Annotated in this window: 14 protein-coding genes and 1 pseudogene; 4 read left to right on the top strand and 11 right to left on the bottom strand. The window is 60.3% G+C overall.

Translation table 11 applies throughout. The features are described 5' to 3' along the window. Positions 1 to 171 precede the first annotated feature (171 nt). On the bottom strand, positions 172 to 483 hold the full coding sequence (locus tag ACZZ0K_RS18930) for a YqfO family protein (RefSeq protein WP_041479517.1): 312 nt from the start codon (positions 481 to 483) through the stop codon (positions 172 to 174). A 5-nt stretch (positions 484 to 488) separates the two neighbouring features. Beyond that, a complete protein-coding gene (gene purL / locus ACZZ0K_RS18935; RefSeq protein ID WP_095180438.1) occupies positions 489 to 4385 on the bottom strand; it encodes a phosphoribosylformylglycinamidine synthase in 3897 nt (1298 codons plus the stop codon). Positions 4386 to 4670: 285 nt separating this feature from the next. On the opposite strand from purL, the gene mltF reads away from it, so the two are divergent. Continuing rightward, the gene (gene mltF, locus ACZZ0K_RS18940) at positions 4671 to 6131 is read left to right on the top strand and encodes a membrane-bound lytic murein transglycosylase MltF (RefSeq protein ID WP_081932530.1); all 1461 of its coding nucleotides are present in this window, start codon (positions 4671 to 4673) and stop codon (positions 6129 to 6131) included. A gap of 81 nt (positions 6132 to 6212) precedes the next feature. Here mltF and pdxJ read toward each other — a convergent pair whose 3' ends face one another. The 8 genes and pseudogenes from pdxJ to lptF all read right to left on the bottom strand — a co-directional run bounded on the left by pdxJ (position 6213) and on the right by lptF (position 14617). Continuing rightward, complete coding sequence (gene pdxJ, locus ACZZ0K_RS18945; RefSeq protein ID WP_095180437.1) at positions 6213 to 6959, bottom strand: pyridoxine 5'-phosphate synthase; 747 nt, start codon at positions 6957 to 6959, stop codon at positions 6213 to 6215. A gap of 39 nt (positions 6960 to 6998) precedes the next feature. Beyond that, a complete protein-coding gene (gene recO / locus ACZZ0K_RS18950; RefSeq protein WP_056783095.1) occupies positions 6999 to 7688 on the bottom strand; it encodes a DNA repair protein RecO in 690 nt (229 codons plus the stop codon). Positions 7689 to 7854: 166 nt separating this feature from the next. Continuing rightward, positions 7855 to 8757, bottom strand: coding sequence for a GTPase Era (gene era, locus ACZZ0K_RS18955; protein WP_016771562.1), 903 nt, complete (start codon positions 8755 to 8757; stop codon positions 7855 to 7857). Further along, positions 8750 to 9438 (bottom strand): annotated as a pseudogene (rnc, locus tag ACZZ0K_RS18960) (ribonuclease III). The gene era and the pseudogene rnc overlap by 8 nt, the downstream one beginning before the upstream one ends. Positions 9439 to 9607: 169 nt before the next feature. After that, positions 9608 to 10462, bottom strand: coding sequence for a signal peptidase I (gene lepB, locus ACZZ0K_RS18965; protein WP_056783094.1), 855 nt, complete (start codon positions 10460 to 10462; stop codon positions 9608 to 9610). 9 nt (positions 10463 to 10471) lie between these two features. Continuing rightward, positions 10472 to 12268, bottom strand: coding sequence for a translation elongation factor 4 (gene lepA, locus ACZZ0K_RS18970; RefSeq protein ID WP_016771564.1), 1797 nt, complete (start codon positions 12266 to 12268; stop codon positions 10472 to 10474). A 173-nt stretch (positions 12269 to 12441) separates the two neighbouring features. Next, a complete protein-coding gene (gene lptG / locus ACZZ0K_RS18975; protein ID WP_056783092.1) occupies positions 12442 to 13503 on the bottom strand; it encodes an LPS export ABC transporter permease LptG in 1062 nt (353 codons plus the stop codon). Further along, complete coding sequence (lptF, locus tag ACZZ0K_RS18980) at positions 13496 to 14617, bottom strand: LPS export ABC transporter permease LptF (protein WP_016771566.1); 1122 nt, start codon at positions 14615 to 14617, stop codon at positions 13496 to 13498. The genes lptG and lptF overlap by 8 nt, the downstream gene beginning before the upstream one ends. A gap of 478 nt (positions 14618 to 15095) precedes the next feature. Here lptF and ACZZ0K_RS18985 point away from each other — a divergent pair, with 478 nt between their 5' ends. From ACZZ0K_RS18985 to ACZZ0K_RS18995, 3 genes are read left to right on the top strand one after another with little or no spacing between them, the layout of a single operon-like run. Continuing rightward, a complete protein-coding gene (locus ACZZ0K_RS18985) occupies positions 15096 to 16586 on the top strand; it encodes a leucyl aminopeptidase (RefSeq protein ID WP_056783090.1) in 1491 nt (496 codons plus the stop codon). Between the two features lie 60 nt (positions 16587 to 16646). Beyond that, complete coding sequence (locus ACZZ0K_RS18990; RefSeq protein ID WP_056783088.1) at positions 16647 to 17075, top strand: DNA polymerase III subunit chi; 429 nt, start codon at positions 16647 to 16649, stop codon at positions 17073 to 17075. An 8-nt stretch (positions 17076 to 17083) separates the two neighbouring features. Beyond that, the gene (locus ACZZ0K_RS18995; protein WP_258707636.1) at positions 17084 to 17479 is read left to right on the top strand and encodes a DNA polymerase III subunit chi; all 396 of its coding nucleotides are present in this window, start codon (positions 17084 to 17086) and stop codon (positions 17477 to 17479) included. 52 nt (positions 17480 to 17531) lie between these two features. Here the strand turns inward: ACZZ0K_RS18995 and ACZZ0K_RS19000 are convergent, their stop codons facing one another. Next, positions 17532 to 20489 (bottom strand): RHS repeat-associated core domain-containing protein, encoded by a 2958-nt coding sequence (locus ACZZ0K_RS19000; RefSeq protein WP_258707635.1) that lies wholly within the window; start codon positions 20487 to 20489, stop codon positions 17532 to 17534. Between the last annotated feature and the right edge of the window lie 135 nt (positions 20490 to 20624).

A 20624-nucleotide genomic window follows, 5' to 3' on the forward strand; every position in this document is an offset into this window, starting at 1 on the left:
ACCCGAAGCAACGGATATTCACCCAATCAGCCAGCATGCTCGCCTGTAAGGGCGCCTTCGCGAGCAGGCTCGCTCCCACAGTGAAAATGCGCCCGCACAAAAATCAGCGGCAACAAAAAACCCGCAGACAATCCCTCATCTGCGGGTCTCCCGTTCCAGCAGCAAAGAAGATCAGAAATCCTCCAGCCGCCACACCTCATAAGCCGGCGTCTCATACGGATGACTGAGTTTCAACGCCGCCACAACAGCCACAATCAACTCATCCGCAACGACAAGCTCAACCTTCCATTCCTCAACCCGCTCAACCTGCCCCGCCTGACCGACAAACGGCTGACTGCCGTCCAACGGTCGAAACTGACCAGAGCCAAGCACCTGCCACGCACAGTGGTCATAGTCACCGATCCGCCCACCACCGGCAGCGAACACAGCCCCTTTGACCACCTCGACATGACTGTCAGGAACAAAAAACGCCAGCTTGTACACAGGCCTTAGTTCACCCAGACGCGCGCATTTCGGAACATGCGCATCCAAGGAGCATCCTCGGTCCAGTCTTCCGAACGCCACGAGTTCTGCACCGCACGGAACACACGCTCCGGGTGCGGCATCATGATCGTCACGCGACCGTCACGGCTGGTCAGACCGGTGATCCCGCGCGGCGAGCCGTTCGGGTTGGCCGGGTAGGCTTCGGTGACCTTGCCGTGGTTGTCGACAAAACGCATCGCCACGCAACCGGACAGATCGGCTTCCAGCAGTGCTTCTTCGCTGGCGAACTCGGCATGCCCTTCACCGTGGGCGATGGCGATCGGCATGCGCGAACCGGCCATGCCCTGCAGGAAGATCGAATTCGATTCCTGGATCTGCACCATCGCTACCCGCGCTTCGAACTGCTCGGAGCGGTTGCGCACGAAGTGCGGCCAGAACTCGCTGCCCGGGATCAGCTCGTGCAGGTTGGACATCATCTGGCAACCGTTGCACACGCCCAGCGTGAAGCTGTCGTTACGTTCGAAGAAGCCCTGGAACGCATCGCGGGCGCGGCTGTTGAACAGCGCCGACTTGGCCCAGCCTTCACCGGCGCCGAGCACGTCGCCGTAGGAAAAACCGCCGCAGGCCACCAGGCCTTTGAACTCGTTGAGGTCGACACGACCGGCGAGGATATCGCTCATGTGCACGTCGATCGCGCTGAAACCGGCGCGATCGAACGCGGCAGCCATTTCCACCTGACCGTTGACGCCCTGCTCACGCAGCACGGCAACCTGTGGGCGGATGCCTTTCTTGATGTAAGGCGCGGCGATGTCCTGATTGACGTCGTAGCTGAGCTTGACGCTCAGGCCCGGGTTGTCTTCTTCCAGCAGCGCGTCGAATTCCTGCTCGGCGCAGTCGGCGTTGTCGCGCAGACGCTGGATCTGGTAGCTGGTTTCGGCCCACTGACGTTGCAGTAGACGACGCTGGCCTTCGAACACGGTGTCACCGTTGAAGGTGATGTTGATCTGGCCATTGTTGATCGGCTGACCGATCACCGACACGCAGTCGCCCAGACCGGCGGCGCTGAACTGCGCGAGGATGTCCGGGGTGGCGTCCTGGCGAACCTGGATCACTGCGCCGAGTTCTTCGTTGAACAGGATCGCGGCGATTTCCGAAGCGGATTCGGCAACGCTGTCCAGGTTCAGGCTCAGACCGCAGTGGCCGGCGAAGGCCATTTCCACCACGGAGGTCAGCAGACCACCGTCGGAACGGTCGTGGTAGGCCAGCAGGTGACCGTCGGCATTGAGGCCCTGGATCACTGCGAAGAAGGCTTTCAGGTCTTCAGCGTCATCGACGTCCGGCGCATGCTTGCCGAGTTTGCCGTGGACCTGCGCGAGGATCGATGCACCCATGCGGTTCTGGCCGCGACCGAGGTCGATCAGGATCAGGTCGGTGGTGCCCTTGTCCATGCGCAGTTCCGGGGTCAGGGTCTGACGAATGTCAGCCACTGGCGCGAAACCGGTCACGATCAGCGACATCGGCGAAGTGACGGTCTTGTCTTCGCCGTTGTCATTCCAGCGCGTGGCCATGGACATCGAGTCCTTGCCCACCGGAATGGTGATGCCCAGCTCAGGGCACAGCTCCATGCCGACCGCTTTCACGGTGTCATACAAACGCGCGTCTTCGCCCGGGTGACCGGCCGCCGACATCCAGTTCGCCGACAGTTTGATGTCGGAGAGCTTGTTGATGCGCGAGGCGGCAATGTTGGTGATGGTTTCGCCGATGGCCATGCGGCCCGAGGCCGGCGCGTCCAGCAGCGCCAGCGGAGTACGCTCGCCCATCGCCATGGCTTCACCGGTGTAGACGTCGAAACTGGTGGCGGTGACGGCAACGTCGGCCACCGGCACTTGCCATGGGCCGACCATCTGGTCACGGGCGACGAGACCGGTGATGGTGCGGTCGCCGATGGTGATCAGGAAGCTTTTGCTGGCCACGGCCGGATGATGCAGAACGCGTTCGATGGACTCGCTGATGTCGAGGTTCGACGGATCGAAGTCATCGCCCAGCTCGGCTTCACGAACCACCGAACGGTGCATGCGCGGCGCCTTGCCCAGCAACACTTCCAGCGGCATGTCCACCGGGTTGTTGCCGAAGTGGCTGTCGGTGACGGTCAATTGCGGTTCGGCAGTGGCTTCTCCGACCACGGCAAACGGGCAACGCTCGCGTTCGCAGATCGCCTGGAAGCGCTCGAAATCTTCCGGGCCGACCGCCAGCACGTAACGTTCCTGGGACTCGTTCGACCAGATTTCGTGCGGGGCCATACCCGGCTCGTCGTTTGGAATGTTGCGCAGTTCGAAACGGCCACCGCGATCGCCGTCGTTGACCAGTTCCGGGAAGGCGTTGGACAGACCGCCCGCGCCAACGTCATGGATGAAGCTGATCGGGTTCTTGTCGCCGAGCTGCCAGCAACGGTCGATGACTTCCTGGCAGCGACGCTCCATTTCAGGGTTTTCACGCTGCACGGAAGCGAAATCCAGATCCGCCGAACTGGTGCCGGTGGCCATCGACGAAGCCGCGCCGCCACCGAGACCGATCAACATCGCCGGGCCGCCGAGCACGATCAGCTTGGAGCCGACCACGATCTCGCCTTTCTTGACGTGCTCTTCACGGATGTTGCCCATGCCGCCAGCGAGCATGATCGGCTTGTGGTAACCGCGCACTTCGTCGCCGTGCGGGGTGGTGATCGACTGCTCGAAGGTACGGAAGTAGCCGGTCAGCGCCGGACGGCCGAATTCGTTGTTGAACGCAGCGCCGCCGAGCGGGCCTTCGATCATGATGTCCAGCGCGGTGACGATGCGCTCAGGCTTGCCGTACGGCACTTCCCACGGTTGTTCGAAGCCCGGGATCTGCAGGTTCGATACGGTGAAACCGGTGAGGCCGGCCTTGGGCTTGGCGCCACGACCGGTTGCACCTTCGTCACGGATCTCGCCACCGGAGCCGGTGGATGCGCCCGGGAACGGAGCAATCGCGGTCGGGTGGTTATGGGTTTCAACCTTCATCAGGATGTGCACCGGCTCCTGCACCGCGCCGTACTGGCGGGTTTCAGGGTTCGGGAAGAAGCGGCCGGCAACGTTGCCGACAATCACCGAAGCGTTGTCCTTGTAAGCGGACAGCACGCCTTCGCTGTGCATCTGATAGGTGTTCTTGATCATGCCGAACAGGCTTTTTTCCTGGCTCTGGCCGTCAATGTCCCAACTGGCGTTGAAGATCTTGTGGCGGCAGTGCTCGGAGTTGGCCTGGGCAAACATCATCAGTTCGATGTCGTGCGGGTTGCGCTTCAGACCGTTGAAGGCGTTGACCAGATAGTCGATCTCGTCTTCGGCCAGGGCCAGGCCCAGCTCGGTGTTGGCCTTTTCCAGCGCGGCGCGGCCGCCACCGAGGATGTCGATGGCGGTCAGCGGCTTCGGCTCGGCGTGGCTGAACAGTCCCGCGGCCTGCTCAAGGTTGGCCAGCACGATCTGGGTCATGCGGTCATGCAGCGCGTCCGAAATCAGCTGGGCTTCGGCTTCGCTGAACTGCCCTGCAACATAGAAGGCGATACCGCGTTCCAGGCGCTGGATCTTGCTCAGGCCGCAGTTGCGGGCGATGTCGCTGGCCTTGCTCGACCACGGCGAGATGGTGCCGAAACGCGGCAACACCAGAAACAGACGACCGGTCGGCTCTTGAACCGGAACACTTGGGCCGTACTTCAGAAGGCGCGCTAGCACCTGCTGTTCGTCGCCGGTCAGGACGCCGGTGACTTCGGCGAAGTGAGCGAATTCAGCATACAGGCCACTGACAGCTGGAACCTTCTGGCTCAGTTGCTCAAGGAGTTTGCTGTGGCGAAAGGCAGAAAGGGCAGGAGCGCCGCGCAGGATCAACATCTTCGGGACAGCCTCGGGAAGGGGTGTGCTTTGAGGCCGTGCATTCTAGCCTAAACCGACCTCAACATCACCCGAAACGCTACGCACGGTTGCACTCGGGTAGCAATCTGTGTTTCTGCCTTCGGGGTCAGGTAAATCGAGCGTTTCAGCATGGCTTATTTTTACTGTAACAAAATGCCCTGAAGGCCCGTATTCAAGGGATTTCGCTCGGATTTGTGATCGCTAGCAGACTAGTCCTACGCTGTCGAGATATGGCGCTCGTGGCCGTTTGCGTATACTGCGCAGATGTTTTTCCCAACGGCTTTGCGTCCGCGATACGCCAAATGGCTGATCGCAACCGGACTCTTCCTGATGCTCGGTGGCTGTGTTGATAAACCCAACACACTCGAGCGCGTAAAGGAGGATGGTGTGCTGCGCGTGGTTACCCGCAACAGCCCCGCCACCTACTTTCAGGATCGCAGCGGTGAAACCGGCTTCGAATACGAGCTGGTGAAGCGCTTCGCCGACGATTTGGGCGTCGAGCTGAAGATCGAGACGGCCGACAATCTCGATGACCTGTTCAACCAGGTCGGCAAGCCGAACGGCCCGGTACTCGCGGCCGCCGGTCTGGTCAGCAGCGATGAACGCAAGAAGCAGGTGCGGTTCTCCCACTCCTACCTCGAAGTCACCCCGCAGATCATCTACCGCAACGGCCAGTCGCGCCCTACAGATCCGGCGGATCTGGTCGGCAAGAAGATCACCGTGCTCAAGGGCAGCACCCACGCCGAACAACTGGCCGCGCTGAAACAGAAATATCCCGGCATCGAATACGAAGAATCCGACGCCGTTGAAGTGGTCGATCTGCTGCGCATGGTCGATGAAGGCCAGATTGACCTGACACTGGTCGACTCCAACGAAGTGGCGATGAATCAGGTGTACTTCACCAACATCCGCGTGGCCTTCGACCTCGGCGACGCGCGCAGCCAGAGCTGGGCGGTGGGCCCGGGCGAAGACAACAGCCTGCTCAATGAAATCAATGCGTATCTGGACAAGGTGCAAAAGAACGGCACCCTGCAACGCCTGAAAGACCGCTACTACGGCCATGTCGATGTGCTTGGCTACATGGGCGCCACCACCTTCGCCCAGCACTTGCAGCAGCGTCTGCCGAAATACGAACAGCACTTCAAGAACTACGCGAAGAAAGAGAAAGTCGACTGGCGCCTGCTGGCCGCCATCGGTTATCAGGAATCCCTGTGGCAGCCGACGGTGACCTCGAAAACCGGCGTGCGCGGTCTGATGATGCTGACCCAGAACACCGCGCAGGCGATGGGCGTGTCGAACCGCCTCGATCCCAAGCAGAGCATTATGGGCGGTGCCAAGTACCTGGCTTATATGAAAGATCAGCTCGACGATTCGATCCAGGAACCGGATCGCACCTGGTTCGCCCTGGCGGCGTACAACGTCGGCAGCGGTCATCTGGATGACGCGCGCAAACTGGCGGCGAAGGAAGGCTTGAATCCGGACAAGTGGCTGGACGTGAAAAAGATCCTGCCGCGCCTCTCGCAGAAGCAGTGGTACAGCAAGACCCGCTACGGTTACGCCCGGGGTGGCGAACCGGTGCACTTCGTGGCGAACATCCGTCGCTACTACGACATCCTGACTTGGGTGACCCAGCCGCAGCTTGAGGGCGATCAGGTGGCCGAGGGCAACCTGCATGTGCCGGCGATCGACAAGTCGAAACCGGCGCAAGAGCCCGCCCCTCTTTAAAGCAAAGATCGCAGCCTTCGGCAGCTCCTACAGGGTTATGTGTACACCTGTAGGAGCTGCCGAAGGCTGCGATCTTTGATCTTAGCCCTTGAGAGCAGCAGCCAGAATCAGCGCTTTCATTTCCGATACGGCGGACTTGAAGCCCACGAACAACGCATGCGCCACCAGCGCGTGGCCGATGTTCAGTTCGTTGATGCCTTTGATTGCCGCCACGGCCTCGACGTTGTGGTAATGCAGGCCATGCCCGGCATTGACGATCAGGCCCTGCGCCAGTCCAAACGCCACGCCATCAGCGACGCGCTTGAGCTCTTCTGCCACTTCAGTCGGGGTTTCGGCATCGGCGTAACGCCCGGTGTGCAGCTCGATGGCCGGTGCACCGATGCGCTTGGAGGCGGCGATCTGGCGCTCGTCGGCGTCGATGAACAGCGACACTTCGCTGCCGATTTTCGACAAGCGCTCGACCGCAGCCCTGATTCGCTCCTCCTGCCCCGCTACATCCAGGCCACCCTCGGTGGTCAGTTCCTGACGGGTTTCCGGGACCAGGCAAATGTGCGCCGGGCGAATGCGCTCGGCGAAAGCCATCATTTCTTCGGTGACGCCCATTTCGAAGTTCATGCGGGTTTGCAGCACATCCTTGAGCAGAAGTACGTCGCGCTCCTGGATGTGCCGACGGTCTTCACGCAGGTGCACGGTGATGCCATCGGCGCCCGCCTCTTCTGCATCCAGCGCCGCCTTGACCGGATCCGGGTAGCGCGTGCCACGGGCCTGACGCAAGGTGGCGACGTGGTCGATGTTCACGCCGAGAAGAATGCGATTGCTGCTGGTCACGGATGCGCTCCTGAATTGAAAGGTTCGGCGCACAGCATATCAGGGCTTGCGAAACAGCTCGCGACTGACAAGCGGACGCCCGCCCAAATGCACCGCCAGCGCCTGGCGCATCAGACGCTTGGCCGCCGACAGCGCACCGGGCGCCGACCAGTCGGCTTCGGCCATGGCCAGCAGCTCGGTACCGTTGAACAGGCCGGGTTGCAGCAGATACACCCGCTCGAGTCCGGCGTCCACTTGCAAACGGTAGAGGCCGTCAGCAGCGACGGGCTCACCGTGCATATCGGTGTTCATGGAAAAGCCGTAGCCGAGATCATCCAGCAATCGCCATTCGAAGGAGCGCAACAATGGCTCCAGCGGTCGACCTTCGGCCAGCGCCAGCAAGGTCGCGGCGTAATGATCAAATACTGCAGGATGCGGATCTTCGGCAGGCAACAGCCGAATCAACAGTTCGTTGAGATAGAGGCCGCTGAACAGCGCCTCGCCGTTGAGCCACGCAGAGGTACCAGAACTCTCCATGCGCCCGACATTCTTCAGCTCGCCCTTGCCACGGAACTCGACCTCCAGCGCCACGAACGGCCGCGCCAGCGTCCCGGCCTTGCCCCGCGCACTGCGCAACACCGCCCGCAGCCGACCTTGCGGCGTGAGGAAATCGACCAGTGCGCTGGTTTCGCGATAGGCGCGCGAATGCAGGACATAGGCGGGTTGGGCGGGAGGCGGGTTTTGCGACATTGAGTTCTCGATGAAGAAACGCGGTTTTACATACAACCCAAAACCACTGTGGGAGCGAGCCTGCTCGCGAAAGCGGAGTGACAGTCAACATCAATGCTGAGTGTTACATCCTCTTCGCGAGCAGGCTCGCTCCCACAGTGAGTAGCGGTGTTTTCGAGATCGCTACTTACAGATCGCCATAACCCAGCGAACGCAGCGCGCGCTCGTCATCGGACCAGCCGCCCTTCACCTTGACCCACAGGTTGAGCATGATCTTGGAGTCGAACAGCAGCTCCATGTCCTTGCGCGCTTCGGTGCCGATGCGCTTGATGCGCTCGCCCTTGTCGCCAATGATGATTTTCTTCTGGCCGTCACGCTCGACGAGAATCAGCGCGTGGATGTGCAGGGTCTTGCCCTGCTGCTTGAATTCTTCGATTTCGACGGTGATCTGGTACGGCAGCTCGGCACCCATCTGGCGCATGATTTTCTCGCGCACCAGTTCGGCGGCAAGGAAACGGCTGCTGCGGTCGGTGATCTGGTCTTCCGGGAAGAAGTGATCATTCTCCGGCAGGTGATCGGCGATGACCTTTTCCAGCGCTTCGAGGTTGTGCCCGTGCTGCGCGGAAATCGGAATGATCTGCGCATTTGGCAGCTGTTCCTGCAACCAACTCAGGTGCGGCATCAGCTCGGCTTTGTCTTCGATGCGATCGGTCTTGTTCAGCGCGACGATCAGCGGGCCGGTCACGTATTGCACACGCTCGAGCACCATCTGGTCTTCGTCGGTCCACTTGGTGCGGTCGACGACGAAGATCACCACGTCGACGTCTTTCAACGCCGCCGAAGCGGTTTTGTTCATGTAACGGTTCAGGGCCTTTTCGCCACCCTTGTGCATGCCCGGAGTGTCGACGTAGATCGCCTGGACGTCGCCCTCGGTCTTGATCCCGAGCATGTTGTGGCGGGTAGTCTGCGGCTTGCGCGAGGTGATCGCGAGCTTCTGCCCGAGGATGTGGTTGAGCAGCGTCGACTTGCCGACGTTGGGACGGCCGACGATGGCAACGTAGCCACAGCGAGTTGCGTTTGTATCAGTCATTGCCATTCTCCACGCCCAAGGCAATCAGTGCTGCGGCGGCCGCTACCTGTTCGGCAATACGACGGCTCACACCCTGACCTCGGCTTTTTCATTCAGTAAGACCACTTCGCACTCGACGAAGAAGGTACGGCAGTGCGGTTCGCCCTGAATATCCACCACTTCGTAGCGTGGCAGTTCGCAACCGCGCGATTGCAGGTGTTCCTGCAAGCGGGTTTTCGGATCCTTGTTGGTGTCGACCAGCGTCAGGCCTTCGAATTCGCCGGCTAGCCACGCCAGTACGCGCTCGCGGGCGACGTCCATGCCGGCATCGAGGTAGATCGCACCGATCAGAGCTTCGAGGGCATCGGCGAGAATCGATTCACGGCGGAAACCACCGCTCTTCAGTTCACCCGAACCCAGGCGCAGATAATCACCGAGGTCGAAACCGCGAGCCAGTACGGCCAGCGTCTCACCTTTTACCAGCCGCGCGCGCAAACGCGACAACTGGCCTTCGCGGGCCAGCGGGAAGCGATCGAACAGCGCCTCGCCAGCGACGAAGTTGAGGATGGCATCACCGAGGAATTCCAGACGCTCGTTGTTGCGCCCGGCAAAACTGCGGTGCGTGAGGGCCAGCAGCATCAGCTCCTGGTCCTTGAAGGTGTAGCCGAGCTGGCGCTCGAGACGGCTTAGAGAAACGCTCACGGTTTACCCACGCTGAGTTCGTGGCTGGTTTCCACTGCCATCGCCGGGGTACGGCGCAGGCCTGGGACAATTAACGCTGTGTTCAAAAAATAGATCCTGGCGATTGCGAAGCCGATTGTGCCGGCTCCAGAAATGCATTCGGCGCTGTGGTCAACAGCGCCGTGTTTGATTACTTGATCAGGCCGACCCGCGAGAAATTCGGCAGGTGGCTGAGTTTCGGCTCTGGCCAGCTCATCCAGACCGCGAAGGCCTTGCCGACAATATTCTTGTCGGGAACCATGCCCAGCAGATCCTTGGGAATGTTCGGATCATCCCAGTAGCGGCTGTCGTTCGAATTGTCGCGGTTGTCGCCCATCATGAAGTAGTGCCCGGCAGGCACCGTCCACGAACGATCCGGAGTGGCGCGGTAGCGGCTCATTTCCTTGCGGATCAGGTGCTCGGCTGCGCCGAGTTTTTCCTGATAGAGCTCCGCGCTGCCCAGCGAACCTGCTTCGGCGCCGGCCATCTTCTCGGCGATCGACTCACCGTTGACGAACAGACGCTTGTCGGCGGTGTAACGCACAGTGTCACCCGGCAGGCCCACCACACGCTTGATGTAGTTGACGTTCGGGTCGCTCGGGTAGCGGAACACCATCACATCGCCGCGCTGCGGGTCACCGACTTCGATGATCTTCTTGTCGATCACCGGCAGACGGATGCCGTAGGAAAACTTGTTCACCAGAATGAAGTCGCCGACGTCCAGCGTCGGTTTCATCGAGCCGGACGGAATCTGGAACGGCTCCACCAGGAACGAACGCAGCACCAGGACGATGAACAGCACCGGAAAGAACGACTTGCCGTATTCAACCAGCAGCGGCTCTTTGTTCAGCTTCTCGACCACCACAGGCTCGGGTTGGCTGACACTGCCTTGATAAGAGGCAATGGCAGCCCGCCGACGCGGTGCCAGGAACAGCAGATCAATCAACGCCAACAGGCCGCAGACGAACACGGCGATGACCAGCAACAGCGGGAAATTTAGCGACATAGGACCTGATTATTCCAACCTGAGCACGGCGAGGAAGGCTTCCTGTGGAATTTCCACGTTGCCGACCTGTTTCATGCGTTTCTTACCGGCCTTCTGCTTCTCGAGCAGCTTCTTCTTACGACTGACGTCACCGCCGTAGCATTTGGCCAATACGTTCTTTCTGAGCGCCTTGACGGTTGTCCGGGCCACGATCTGACCACCGATGGCGGCCTGAATCGCCACGTCGAACATCTGACGAGGAATCAGTTCTTTCATCTTCTCGGTCAACTGGCGACCTTTGAAGTGCGAATTGTCACGGTGCACGATCAATGCCAGGGCATCGACCTTGTCGCCGTTGATCAGCACGTCCAGTTTCACCAGATTAGCCGATTGGTAACGATCGAAATGGTAGTCCAGCGAAGCATAGCCGCGGCTGGTGGATTTGAGACGGTCGAAGAAGTCCAGGACCACTTCGTTCATCGGCAGGTCGTAGGTGACTTGCACCTGATTGCCGAGGAACAGCATGTCGACCTGAACGCCGCGTTTCTCGATGCACAGGGTGATGACGTTGCCCAGGTGTTCCTGCGGCACGAGGATATTGGCGCGCACGATTGGCTCGCGCATGTCCTCGATCGCCGACACATCCGGAAGCTTCGACGGGTTGTCGACGTAAATCGTTTCACCGGTTTTCAGCACCAGCTCGAAAATTACTGTCGGCGCGGTGGTGATCAGGTCCAGGTCGTATTCGCGCTCGAGGCGCTCCTGAATGATCTCCATGTGCAGCATGCCGAGGAAGCCGCAACGGAAGCCGAAGCCCAGGGCGTCGGAGCTTTCCGGGGTGTACTGCAGCGACGAGTCGTTAAGGGTCAGCTTCTGCAGCGCTTCGCGGAAATCCTCGAAGTCGTCGGAACTGACCGGGAACAGACCGGCGTAAACCTGTGGCTGAATGCGTTTGAAGCCCGGCAGCACCGGCACATCAGGGGTGGAGCTCAGGGTCAGGGTGTCACCGACCGGTGCACCGTGAATGTCCTTGATGCTGGCGATGATGAAGCCCACTTCGCCGGCCTTCAGATCAACGGTGGCGGTGTGTTTCGGGTTGAACACGCCGACGCTGTCGACCAGGTGCACCTTGCCGGTGGACTTGACCAGAATCTTGTCGCCCTTCTTCACACGGCCGTGGCGCACGCGTACCAGGGAAACAACGCCCAGGTAGTTGTCGAACCAGGAGTCGATGATCAACGCTTGCAGCGGATCTTCGATGTTGCCGGTCGGCGCAGGAATGGTGTGCACCAGACGCTCGAGCACTTCGTCGACACCCAGGCCGGTCTTGGCGCTGCAAGTAACGGCGTCGGTTGCGTCGATACCGATGATCTTCTCGATCTCGTCCTTGACGCGATCCGGCTCGGCCTGTGGCAGGTCGATCTTGTTCAGTACCGGCATGACCTCCAGGCCCTGCTCGATGGCGGTGTAGCAGTTGGCCACGGACTGGGCTTCTACGCCCTGCCCCGCATCGACCACCAGCAAGGCACCTTCGCACGCGGCCAGGGAACGGCTGACTTCGTAGGTGAAGTCGACGTGGCCCGGGGTGTCAATGAAGTTCAGCTGGTAGGTGATGCCGTCTTTGGCTTTGTAATAGAGGGTGACGCTATGGGCCTTGATGGTGATCCCGCGTTCACGCTCAAGATCCATGGAATCCAGTACCTGGGCTTCCATTTCACGCTCGGCCAGGCCGCCGCACATCTGGATGAAACGGTCAGCCAGCGTCGACTTGCCATGGTCAATGTGGGCGATGATGGAGAAATTGCGGATATGACTCAAATCACTCACGGATCAACACTCAAAAAGGCTGCAGGCTTGGCCCGCCGAAAAATAGCCGGGAATTGTACCTGATACACGGCGCAAGCGTCACGTTCGCCTGTCACCCGGATCGCATGCAAAAACGCCCCGGTCTGGCGACCGAGGCGTTTTCAGGGTTCAGGCGCTGAATGAAAGCTTGTTCATCAGCCCGCGCGTCTAAGCAGCCAGACACCCGCCAGCGCACACACGCCGGCCGGCACCAGCACCGCAAACAACGGCGAGAAACCGAACACCAGACTCGATGGCCCCAACAGATCCTGGACGATGCGGAAGGTGAAGCCCACCAGCACGCCAGTGAAGACCCGCTGACCAAGGGTCACCGAACGCAGCGGGCCAAAGATGAACGAGATCGCCATCAGCACCAGCGCGGCGGTCACCAGCGGCTGCAACACCTTGACCCAAAATGCCAGCCAGTAGCGGCCATTGCTCAGGCCTTGCTCCGCCAGATAGTGGATGTAGCCCCACAGACCGCTGATCGACAGCGATTCCGGCGCCATCACCACGGTGCTGAGCAGCTGCGGGCTCAACGCCACGTCCCACTCCTCGCTCGGACTGTTGACCACTTCAGTACTGCGCTCATGGAACAGCGTGGTGGCAACGTCGGTGAGCTGCCACTTGGTGCCGTCGAACTCGGCCTTCTTGGCGAAGCTGGAGCTGAGCAGATGGCGCTCCTTGTCGAAGTGATAGCGCGTCACGCCGTACAACAGACCGTTCGGCTGAACCGCGTTGATGTGGATGAATTCTTCACCCTGACGGTGCCACATACCGTGCTTGGCGCTTTGCGCATCGCCGCTGCCCTGGGCCAGCGAGCGATTGGCCTGGGCCATGCTTTCGGTGGCCGGGGCGACGTATTCGCCGATCAGCACGCCGGCGAGCATCAGCACCAGCATCGGTTTCATGACGGCCCAGACAATGCGGCCGATCGACACGCCAGCAGCGCGCATGACCGTCAGCTCACTGCTGCTGGCCAGACTGCCGAGACCGATCAGGCAGCCGATCAATGCGGCCATCGGCAACATTTCATACAGCCGGCGCGGTGCGGTCAGCAATACAAAACCGAGCACGTCGACCAGGGTGTAGGTGTCGCTGACGTCGCCCATTTCATCGATGAAGGCAAACAGCGTCGCCAGGCCGAGGATGATCGCCAGCACGGCGATGATCGCCATGAACACGCTGCTGCCGATGTAGCGGTCGAGTTTAACCACGGGCCACCTCCAGCGCGGCGCTGCGACGGCTGGCCAGCTTCAGGCGCAGCGGCTCCCAGTAAAGCAGGCCGAGGCCGATCACCAAAAAGATCGCGTGTACCCACCACAGACCGAGGGCCGGCGGGATCTTGCCTTTTTCAAGGGCGCCGCGAGCGGCAATCAGGATGGTCAGGTAAGCCATATAAAGAAGAATCGCCGGCAGCAGCTTCAGGAAACGCCCCTGACGCGGATTCACCCGCGACAGCGGCACCGCCATCAGGGTCACGATGAACACCAGCAACGGCAGCGACATACGCCATTGCAGTTCGGTTTTCGAACGAATGTCGTCGCTGCCCCACAGGGACGAGGTCGGCATCGCGTCACGGTCGGTGACTTCTTCGCTGACGTCCGGCTTGGGCAGCAGCACGCCGTAGGTTTCGTAATGAATGGCGCGGTAATCGGCCTGCCCGGGGCTGCCGTCATAACGATAGCCGTTGTCGAGAATCAGGTAGCGATTGCCGTCGGGGCGGATTTCCTGACGGCCCGACTCGGCCACCAGTACGGAAATCCCGCGGTCCTTCTTATCGGCACCGAGGTTCTTCTGCGAGATGAACACGCTGCCGAGATTGACGCGATCGTCGCTCAGGGTTTCGGTGTAGGTCACCCGAGTGCCATCACGCAGGGCCTGGAAGCGGCCCGGCTCGAGGGTATCGAACTCGGTCAGCGCGTCCTGCTTGTTCAGCAGCAGCTGAAACTGGTTGGCGCCCTGCGGAGCCAGGCCGAGGCTCAGCCACGCGACCACCAGTGCCACCAGCGTCGCCGGAAACAGGGTCATGCGAAACAGCTTCTGCTGGCTCATGCCGGTGGCCGAGAGCACGGTCATTTCGCTTTCAAGGTACAGGCGACCGTAGGCCAGCAGGATCCCGAGGAACAGGCCCAGCGGCAGAATCAGTTGCAGGAAGCCCGGCAGACGAAAGCCCATGATCAGGAACAGCGAGCCCGGATCGAGCTGACCGGCCGCAGCCTGCGCCAGGTATTTGATGAAGCGACCGCTCATGATGATGACCAGCAGCACGGCACTTACGGCGCTGAGGGTCAACAGGACTTCGCGGGACAGATAACGGAAGACGATCAAACCAGACACTCCAGGGTTGTCAGGCTAAGGCGGCCAAACAAGCAAACACATCGACCGGCCCGCCATGCAGAGCGGTCGAAAAAAGATGCGGCATTATCCTGTGATTGGGTGCGCCTGTCACTGCGCACACTCATCCATCTCTGTAATCCTTTGCTGATGGTACAACCCAGGGGGCGTTCTCAATTAGTTTTCACACCGCGCCGGGTTGTGCCTTAAAGCCGGCCAGTCTGCGTTGCAGGCCTTGGAAAGGGAACAACCATTCCAAGCGGCCTGCGCCTTGCCTGGCTGGCTTTAAGGCGACAACGCGGTGTGAAAACTAATTGAGAACGCCCCTAGGGTTGTCAGGCGCGGGGAGCGAGGTTCAAACTGCGGCCCTTGTCGCAGGCTTTGGCCTGCGCCTCTTCTATCTATCTATAAGCAGGCGACTGCGGACAGCGTCGAACGCCTGCGTGTTGACCATTCATTCAGGGATCCGGACATGGAACTGGTTGTAAAAAGCGTTAGCCCAGAAACGTTGAAAACCGCCACCCTGGTGGTTGCCGTCGGCGAAGGCCGCAAACTCGGCGTCGCCGCCAGACTGGTCGACGAGTCGAGCGGCGGCGCGATCAGCGCCGTGCTCAAGCGTGGCGACCTGGCCGGCAAGGTCGGTCAAAGCCTGCTGCTGCACAGCCTGCCGAACCTGAAAGCCGAGCGCGTGTTGCTGGTCGGCGTGGGCAAGGACGAAGAACTGGGCGACCGTCCGTTCCGCAAAATCGTTGCCGGCATCCTCAACACCCTCAAAGGCCTGGGCGGCGGTGATGCCGTGCTGGCGCTGGATGAAGTCATCGTCAAAGGTCGCGACAGCTACGGCAAGACCCGCCTGCTGGCGGAAACCCTGGTCGACGGCGGCTACACCTTCGACCAGTTCAAGAGCCAGAAAGCCGAACCGCGCGCGCTGAAGAAAATCACCCTGCTGACCATCAAGGCTGCGCAAGCCGAAGTGCAGCGCGCCGTGAACCACGCCACCGCCATCGCCAACGGCATGGCCTTCACCCGCGATCTGGGCAACCTGCCGCCGAACATCTGCCACCCGACGTTCATGGGCGAACAGGCCAAGAATCTGGGCAAAGAGTTCAAGGATCTGAAAGTCGAAGTGCTCGACGAGAAGAAGATCAAGTCTCTGGGAATGGGCTCGTTCTACGCCGTGGGCCAGGGCAGCGCCCAGCCGCCACGCCTGATCGTCATGCAATACAACGGTGGCAAGAAATCCGAGAAGCCATACGCGCTGGTCGGCAAGGGCATCACCTTCGACACCGGCGGCATCAGCCTGAAGCCGGGCGCCGGCATGGACGAGATGAAGTACGACATGGGCGGCGCTGCCTCCGTGTTCGGCACATTGCGCGCCGTGCTTGAGCTGAAACTGCCGATCAATCTGGTGTGCATCCTCGCCTGCGCCGAAAACATGCCGAGCGGCAATGCGACCCGTCCGGGCGACATCGTCACCACCATGAGCGGCCAGACCGTGGAAATCCTCAACACCGACGCCGAAGGCCGTCTGGTGCTGTGCGATGCGCTGACCTACGCCGAGCGCTTCAAGCCACAAGCGGTGATCGACATCGCCACCCTGACCGGTGCTTGCGTGGTGGCCCTGGGCGCACACACGTCCGGCCTGCTGGGCAACAACGACGAACTGATCGAGCAATTGCTCAGCGCCGGCAAGGCTGCCGACGACCGCGCCTGGCAACTGCCGCTGTTCGACGAGTATCAAGAGCAGCTGGACAGCCCGTTCGCCGACATCGCCAACATCGGCGGGCCGAAGGCCGGCACCATCACCGCCGCCTGCTTCCTGTCGCGCTTCACCAAGAACCTCAACTGGGCGCACCTGGACATCGCCGGCACGGCATGGACCAGCGGCGGCAAGGACAAGGGCGCCACTGGCCGTCCGGTTCCGCTGCTGACCCAGTACCTGCTCGATCGCGCCAAAGCCTGACACCGCTGATGGGCGGCGGCGTCACTTTCGGGTGACGCCGCTTGCCGCTCTGGAACCGCAATGACCAAAGTCGACTTCTATATCCTGCCCAGCGCCGATCCTTCGGCGCGCCTGGATTTCGCCTGCAAGCTCACCGAGAAAGCCTGGCGCATGGGCCATCGCATCTACCTGCATTGCAGCGATGCGGCCCAACGTGACGATCTCGATGCGCGGCTGTGGGCATTCAAGGGCGAAAGTTTCGTGCCTCACGGCCCGGCCGACAGTGAGCCCGACGGTTTGATCGTGCTGGGACACGGGGCAGACTGCGGTGAGCACCAGGATCTGCTGGTCAATCTCGACCTGAAAGTCCCGGCCTTCGCCAGCAAATTTGCCCGCGTGGCGGAAGTGGTGGTGGAAGATCCGACCATCCGAGCGGCGGCGCGGGAGAGTTTCCGTTTCTACCGCGAACAGGGCTATTCTCTGCAAGACCACCGTTTACAGCGACTCTGAGCATTCCAATGGACACTCCGAAACCGCAACAGAAATCCGCACACCTGCTGGACGATCTCGAATCGATCCGCCAGTTGCTCGGCGATGACAACCTGCAACCGCCGCTCTTGACCGATACGGTCGATGACGGCGAACAGGAACAGATTCCGATGCTGTTCGATTCCGTCGGCAATCAGCCGGCGGCCGTCGAGCCGCCACCAGCGCCACCAGCGCCGCCGGCTGCCCCGGCTGCCGCACCGGTCGATAAAGGCCCGAATGCCTTGCTGCACCTGGACAGCGAACTGCGCGCCGCCGCGCAATTGATCATGCAAGACGTGATCGACGACTTCGCCCCGCACATCGAAACCGAAATCAAACGTCGCCTCGATGCACGGATGGAGCGGCTGCTCAGCCAGTACGAGTAGCCTTGGCGCCCCCACGATCAGCACTGAGTTGGCAACCCGGCAAACCTGACTTCTAGACGGTGTTGCTGCGATGCCAATCCAGTGTTCTGGCATGTCTGGGCGTGGCAACCATGCCGTTTCCCCGACTCACAAACTCTTGCGCCCAGTGTTCCGGAACTGCGGTGTTCAACGCCCCGTAAAAATCGAACAGTTCGCGGGTGCTTTCGATAATCGACCACTGTCCCTGGTGCACCATCGCAATAGGAAACGGGCCTGGCCGGGCAACTGCCTCCAGATATCCGTTGTCCTGTTTGACCTTATCGAATTCATGTCCCCACATATATGAAACGAAGTTCACTTGCGGACCATGACGGATCACATTCATCGGGGTGTTATCGAACGGCCTCGAGGAATCCAGCTCGGCGACAGCATGATTGAGCAAATTCATGACTTGCGCCTCCTCACTACTTCCCGAGCCCGGAACAATGCCCTTACCTTGTCTTATCTGAATAACATCGTGCATATCGTAGTCACCCGTATAAGGCGTGACTACTTTGAACTTCACCCAGGCATCCAGGAGTTCGTGTTCGATGGGACTTTGCAGATTAACGCTGTAGGAAACATCTTCATCGCTGATGCTATTGCGCGCATAAAGTCCTCGAACACCGCCCCGGCCCCACTGCCCCACTCGCCCGACCAACCCGCTTTTTTCTGCCCGCACGAGCATCGCTCCAGCGCCAACCCCGTAAACTGCTTTCAAGGAAGACGGTTTGATGGTCTTTTCAAGAATGTTATGGCCCTTGGCAGCGGCACCTTCGCCCAAAGCCTTGATGGTGTAACTTCCGGACTCTCTAACGCTTATTGCTACATTGTGCTCTTTGGATACTTTTTCGAAGGCAGGCATATGCAATGGATGGATAAATGACTCGCCAACCATTTGCCTGGCTTCTTGCCCTTCCTTGTACAAACCATTGCTGTCAAAAAACGTGACGGGATTATTACCGACCATCATAAACAGGTTCATGCCGTCCGCCGTTCCTGCCGGATCAGCACTTAACCAGCGCCCTGCCCAAGGCTGATAGTAGCGCCAGCCAAAGTAGTAAAGTCCCGTGGCATCGCGCTCCTTTGCGCAGTACCTGGCGGTTTTAAAACTTGCCTCAATGGCACTTCGCGCCACCCATATGGCTGTTCCGCCGAATGGGTAATACTCCTCCTGGCTCACTAGTTTCCCTTCACAGTCCACGACCAGTGCGCTACTGCCAATCAAGTTGTCATAGCTGTAGTACTGCAGGTCGCCGTCGGTGTTCTGCGGCCTCGGACTGTCCCAGTGAAGGATTCGCAGCCGGGATCGACCTGATGCATCCACGTTGATGATTTGCAGACGCTCCGCCGCTGTTGTGCCGACATCCTTTGTTCTGAGTTCCAGTGACGGCAGGTAGACGACCCGTTGCTTCTGTATCCCACTACACACTTTCTGCGCGCTGAACTTCAGCACTCGCTGACTAGCACTGTCATAGCGATACGTCTCATGGTCATCCATCGCGCCATCACGCATCACCGGGGTCACTTGCAAAAGTTCGTTGCGCGGCGTCCAGACAAGCCGCTGTCCGGGATGCAAAGTGGTCTGCTGCCCACCCGCCGAGAAAAATGCTTCCACCTCCTCGGGATTTGTCGCCAGGGTGTCCAACACACCGCGATTGCTGCGGTTGCTGATCGTGACCCTGGCGGTGTGATTATTTTGCGAGGCTGGTGCGATGTGGCGTATCTGAATCAGATTGCCAGCCATATCGTAGCGGTAATTGCGGGTGTAACTGGTGTAAGCGGCGTGGTCAGAACCGCAGACCAGAGGGGAGCCGCATGCCCCCTCGGCATTCGCCATCTCGCGTCCGGTTGCGCTGATCAGTTGATAGAGCGAGTCATGGATATAAGTGTTTTGCGCCAGCATCTTCTGATTTCGCCAGAAACATGGTGTCTGCGAATCGTCGCGCTCAACGCTGACGTTACCAACCGGATCATAGGTGTACTTCAGATCCTGTAGCACTTTAGCTCCCGCCGCATGCCCGAGCGGTCGTTCCACTCTGATTCCCGAGAGGCGCCGGGTTTCCTGCTCGTATTTCCAAGTGGTTACCACACCGTTGCCGCTCTCTTCACGCAGGTTCTGACCCGCCGCCGAATACGTCAGCGACTTCACGACAACCCGTTCCGCGCTGTCCTTGAGCGTCACCCAGTGCCCCCGGATTGCGCCTGCCATATCGTAAGCCACGCGCTGCCGGTTGCCCGCTGCGTCCGTAGAGGTGTGCAGCGCGCCCGTCGCATCGGTGGTCACCAGGCTGGTAAAGGTCTCGTAATCCAGATCGGCATTCCAGTCCGACGCGTTTTCACCCTGCCAATCGACCACCTCGTCCGGGTTATCTGCGTTCTTGACGAAACGCCGGCTAATGGAACGCGGCACGCCTGTCAGCGCCACGCTATCAGTCTGGGTCAGACCCGCCGTATCGTAATGGCTCACGCACCGGCCGGCCACGTTCAAGGCCATTTCAGCCTCAGTGTTTGCGGCATACACCCTGCGCTCGCTGATTTTCGGACGTTCGTTCGCCACTTGTTCGGAAACGCTGGTCAAGCGACCGAGAAGGTCGTCCCCTTCATATTGATAGGTGCTGGTAACAAGCTGACTTGTGGATCCCGCATCGTGGCCAGGACCGGGAATATTGCTTACCACCCTCCAGGAACGACCGACGGCGTCAGGTAGCACCACGCTGCTGCCATTGTCGGCGCCCTGCTGGCTCAACACGCGCCCGGACAGACTCCTGACATAAATGAAATTGGCCAACCCGGCTTCGTTTAATCGTGGGTCAGCGCTGCGCATCAGGAACCCGCGACCATCGTAATGGTGACGGTCAATGCGTTCGCTTGTAACAGCGAGTGAATCGGGATGGCGGTGGTAACGCACATCCCGCACACGAAGGCAGCGGCTATCCAGCACCGCGATCGATGGAGTGTTGGCATGCAGCGATGTTTGAGATGCACACATTTGATCTGCCCTTCGTTCCCTGCTGGAAAGTACTAGCAGACAATTTGCACCACCGCCCGCGCGATGCTTGGCGATTGCGCCCCGCTCGCCCTACTCGGCATGCCCCGCTATACTTCCCGGCTTTTCCTGAATAAA

The organism is Pseudomonas sp. AC255 (assembly GCF_979258175.1).

Coding starts and splice junctions, on each gene's coding strand:
- ACZZ0K_RS18990 (WP_056783088.1), top strand. CDS start 16,647: ATGACCAAAGTCGACTTCTATATCCTGCCCAGCGCCGATCCTTCGGCG.
- ACZZ0K_RS18995 (WP_258707636.1), top strand. CDS start 17,084: ATGGACACTCCGAAACCGCAACAGAAATCCGCACACCTGCTGGACGAT.
- recO (WP_056783095.1), bottom strand. CDS start 7,688: ATGTCGCAAAACCCGCCTCCCGCCCAACCCGCCTATGTCCTGCATTCG.
- purL (WP_095180438.1), bottom strand. CDS start 4,385: ATGTTGATCCTGCGCGGCGCTCCTGCCCTTTCTGCCTTTCGCCACAGC.
- lepB (WP_056783094.1), bottom strand. CDS start 10,462: ATGTCGCTAAATTTCCCGCTGTTGCTGGTCATCGCCGTGTTCGTCTGC.
- mltF (WP_081932530.1), top strand. CDS start 4,671: ATGTTTTTCCCAACGGCTTTGCGTCCGCGATACGCCAAATGGCTGATC.
- ACZZ0K_RS19000 (WP_258707635.1), bottom strand. CDS start 20,489: ATGTGTGCATCTCAAACATCGCTGCATGCCAACACTCCATCGATCGCG.
- ACZZ0K_RS18985 (WP_056783090.1), top strand. CDS start 15,096: ATGGAACTGGTTGTAAAAAGCGTTAGCCCAGAAACGTTGAAAACCGCC.
- era (WP_016771562.1), bottom strand. CDS start 8,757: ATGACTGATACAAACGCAACTCGCTGTGGCTACGTTGCCATCGTCGGC.